4 protein-coding genes are annotated in these 3,413 nt (G+C 64.2%); all 4 read right to left on the bottom strand.

Annotated elements, in window-relative coordinates; all coding sequences use genetic code 11:
• Positions 1-176: 176 nt before the first annotated feature.
• Positions 177-1,655, bottom strand: coding sequence for a phytoene desaturase (locus AX735_RS21535; RefSeq protein WP_066284642.1), 1,479 nt, complete (start codon positions 1,653-1,655; stop codon positions 177-179).
• Between the two features lie 110 nt (positions 1,656-1,765).
• A complete protein-coding gene (locus AX735_RS21540; protein ID WP_066284649.1) occupies positions 1,766-2,563 on the bottom strand; it encodes an SDR family NAD(P)-dependent oxidoreductase in 798 nt (265 codons plus the stop codon).
• Positions 2,560-2,913, bottom strand: coding sequence for a putative quinol monooxygenase (locus AX735_RS21545; protein ID WP_066284650.1), 354 nt, complete (start codon positions 2,911-2,913; stop codon positions 2,560-2,562). The genes AX735_RS21540 and AX735_RS21545 overlap by 4 nt, the downstream gene beginning before the upstream one ends.
• Entirely contained in the window at positions 2,910-3,320 is a 411-nt protein-coding gene (locus AX735_RS21550) for a YybH family protein (protein ID WP_066284651.1), read from the bottom strand. The genes AX735_RS21545 and AX735_RS21550 overlap by 4 nt, the downstream gene beginning before the upstream one ends.
• Positions 3,321-3,413: the final 93 nt, after the last annotated feature.

Genomic DNA, 3,413 nt, shown 5'->3' on the forward strand with positions numbered 1-3,413 from the left:
CTATAAAATCCTCCCCGAGCTTGTCTCGGGGAGGGGGACCGCCGACCAAGGGTCGGTGGTGGAGGGGAAGCGAGGTCGCGCCCGTAGCGGCAGACTACACTATCCCGCCACCCCTCCACCACCCGCTACGCGGGCGGTCCCCCTCCCCCCAGCAAGCTGGGGGAGGATCTATATGGTCAGAGCATGTCCTCGAGCATCAGCGTCGCGGTTGCCTTGGCACTCCCGACCACGCCGGGAATGCCTGCACCCGGATGCGTGCCCGCGCCGACGAAATAGAGGTTCGGAATCGCATCGTCGCGATTGTGCGTGCGGAAGAACGCGCTCTGCGTCAGCAGCGGCTCCAGGCTGAAGGCGCTGCCCAGATGCGCATTCAGATCGGTGCTGAAATCCTGCGGCGTATAGTGGAAGCTGGTGACGATCCGCTCGTGAATGTCGGGGATCAGCCTGTGGCCGATCTCGTCGAGAATGCGCTTCTCGTAGATCGGGCCCATTTCCTTCCAGTCGATCGGCAGCTTGCCCTGATGCGGCACCGGCGAGAGCACGTAGAAAGTGCTGTGCCCCGGCGGCGCCATCGAGGGATCGGTGACGGTCGGGTGGTGCAGATAGAGCGAGAAGTCCTTGGCCAGCACACCATGGTCGTAGATGTCGTCGAGCAGCCCCTTGTAGCGCGGGCCGAACAGAATCATGTGGTGCGGAATGCCGGGCCAGTCGCCCTTGATGCCGAAATGTGCGACGAACAGCGAGGGCGAGAATTTCTTGCGCTTGAGGCTCGCTGCCGCGCGCTTGCCCCGGCCCGACTTGCCGAGCAGATCGCGATAGCTGTGCATGATATCGGCATTGCTGGCGACCGCATCGAAGTTTTCGCGCCAGCCGCTCTTGGTCACCACGCCGGTGACCTTGTCGCCCATGGTCTCGATCTCGGTGACCGGATCATTCAGGCGCAGCGTGCCGCCGATCCGCTCGAAATGCCTGACCATGCCCGCGATCAGCCGGTTGGTGCCGCCCTTGGCAAACCAGACCCCGCCGTCCTTTTCGAGCTTGTGGATGAGAGCATAGATCGAGCTGGTCTTCATCGGATTGCCGCCGACCAGCAGCGTGTGGAACGACAGCGCCTCGCGCAGCTTCTCGTTCTTCACGAACGAGGAGACGATCGAATAGACCGAGCGCCAGGCCTGGTATTTCATCAGCGCAGGCGCGGCCTTGATCATGCTGGCAAAGTCGAGAAACGCCTTGTGGCCGAGCTTGAGATAGCCCTCGTCGTGCACGCCTGCGCTATAGTCGAGGAAGCGGTCATAGCCGGCGACATCCTCGGGGTTCAGCTTGGCGATCTCGGCGCGCAGGCTCGCCTCGTCGTTCGAATAGTCGAAATTGGTGCCGTCGGGCCAGTTCAGCCGGTAGAAGGGCATGACGGGGACGAGGTCGACATCCTCGCTGATATGATGGCCGGTCAGCGCCCAGAGCTCTTCCAGGCACGGCGGATCGGTGATCACGGTCGGGCCGGCGTCGAAGGTGAACCCGTCCTTTTCCCAGAAATAGGCACGGCCGCCGGGCTTGTCGCGGCTTTCGATGACGGTGGTGGCGATTCCGGCGGATTGCAGGCGGATGGCGAGCGCCAGCCCGCCGAAGCCGGACCCGATAACTGCAGCTTTTTTCACTAGGTTTAAGGCCCCTGATTGCGACCCGAATGCGCGGGCAGATTGTGCGGCACTATAGCGTTACGTTTGCATAGCGCCAGCAGATGCGCGCATTCGGAGCAAAACCGCCTCTATTGCGCCGCAGCCGCCATTGCCGCGCCCACGGAGGCTGCAATTTCCTCGGGCCGCGGATTGCGCCTCAGCGTCAGCCCGCCATTGGCCTGAATATTCTGGCCGGTGACAAAGGTACGATCGTCGCACAGCCACAGCACGGTGTGCGCGATATCGTCCGCGGTGCCGATTCGGCCCAGCGGATATTCCTTCGCGAACGCTGCCTCGAGCCCCGGCGTCGCCACGGCGGCGGCGGCCATCGGCGTCGCGGTCAGCCCCGGCGACACCACATTGGCGCGGATGCCCAGCGGCCCGTACTGGTTGGCAAAGCAGCGGATCAGCGCCTCGGACCCCGCCTTGGTGCCGATATAGGCGGCATGGTCGTAAATGAGGCATTGCGTCGTGGCGGAACTGATCTGGATCACCGATCCGCCGCCCGTCATGGTACGCAGACAGGCGTTCAGCATATGGTGCACGCCGGTGAACTGCAGCGCGACCATCGCCGCCAGGTCCTCGTCGGTGACATCGGCCCAAGGCTTCATGAGCCCCCAGCCGGTGGCGTTAATCGCGATATCGACCCGGCCATGGTATGCCGCGACACCATCGAACAGCGCATCGACATTGGCACGCGATGTCAGATCGCAGGTCACCGCCTCGCCGCCGATCTCGCTCGCCAGCGCTTCGAGCGGGTCGCGCTTGCGGCCCGAGACGATTGTCTTCGCCCCGGCGGCGGCGAGCGCCCGCGCGATCACCTGGCCCATGTTATGATCGCCCGCGGCACCGATGACGATCGCGGTCTTGCCCGTGAGATCGGTCATGCTGCGGCCTCGCTCAGAAAGCGTGCGGTGGCGACGCCATCGGGGCCATAGACGGGTTCCTTCAGGTCGAACCGGTATTTGCGCGTATCGGCGTTGAGGATGGTGAATTGCGAGAGATGCCCGAGCATGCCGCGATAGGCCTCGCCCTCGAGATGCGCCTGCAGCTCGTCGGCGCTGTCCCATTCCTCGAACACATGCACCCGGCCCGGATCGTGCGGATCGGCGCTCCAGGCATAATGGCGGCACCCCGTTTCGGCGAGCGCCATGTCGATCAGGGCTTTCGCTCCCGCCAGCGCGGCGTCGCGGTTCTCGGGAGGGAAATCGACTTCGCCTGCAATCACGATGCTCATTTCGCCTGGGTCTCCTTGAGGATGCTGAAATGCCGCTCGGCAAAGCGCCAGCCGTCGCCGGTGCGCGTGTAAACGTCGAGATACTGGCCGATCGGGCGGCTGACCGACCCGTCGGCGAGTTCGAGATATTCGTGCGTATAGACCCGCCCCGTGGCGTGATCGCCGGTAATCGCGAGCTGGCCGATCTGCGCGAAGAACGCCACGAACGGGAAGCCCGCCATCGCCTGGGTCCACAGCCCGACGATCGCGTCGCGCCCGCGCACCTCGGTGCTTGCGAGGTTCCACACCGCATCCTCTGCCCAGGTCGCGCCCCAGGCCTGCGCATCGCGGCGGAACACCGCATCGCTATAACTGTCGATCAGCGCACGGATCGCGATCTGGTCCTCTGCTGGGCCGTCAAATGCCATTTCTCATCCACTTCCGTTTGTCCGGGTTCAAACTCACCTCCGTTTGTCCCGAGCCCTTCGACTGGCTGGCAAGCCAGCCGCTCAGGGTAAACT

Origin of the sequence: Blastomonas sp. CCH1-A6 (assembly GCF_001556365.1) — a bacterium.
In the GTDB taxonomy this organism is placed as follows: Bacteria; Pseudomonadota; Alphaproteobacteria; order Sphingomonadales; family Sphingomonadaceae; genus Blastomonas; species Blastomonas ursincola.

What these genes read in the sequence shown, in the direction of transcription:
- AX735_RS21540 (WP_066284649.1), bottom strand. Translation starts at nt 2,563, where the DNA reads ATGACCGATCTCACGGGCAAGACCGCGATCGTCATCGGTGCCGCGGGC.
- AX735_RS21545 (WP_066284650.1), bottom strand. Translation starts at nt 2,913, where the DNA reads ATGAGCATCGTGATTGCAGGCGAAGTCGATTTCCCTCCCGAGAACCGC.
- AX735_RS21550 (WP_066284651.1), bottom strand. Translation starts at nt 3,320, where the DNA reads ATGGCATTTGACGGCCCAGCAGAGGACCAGATCGCGATCCGTGCGCTG.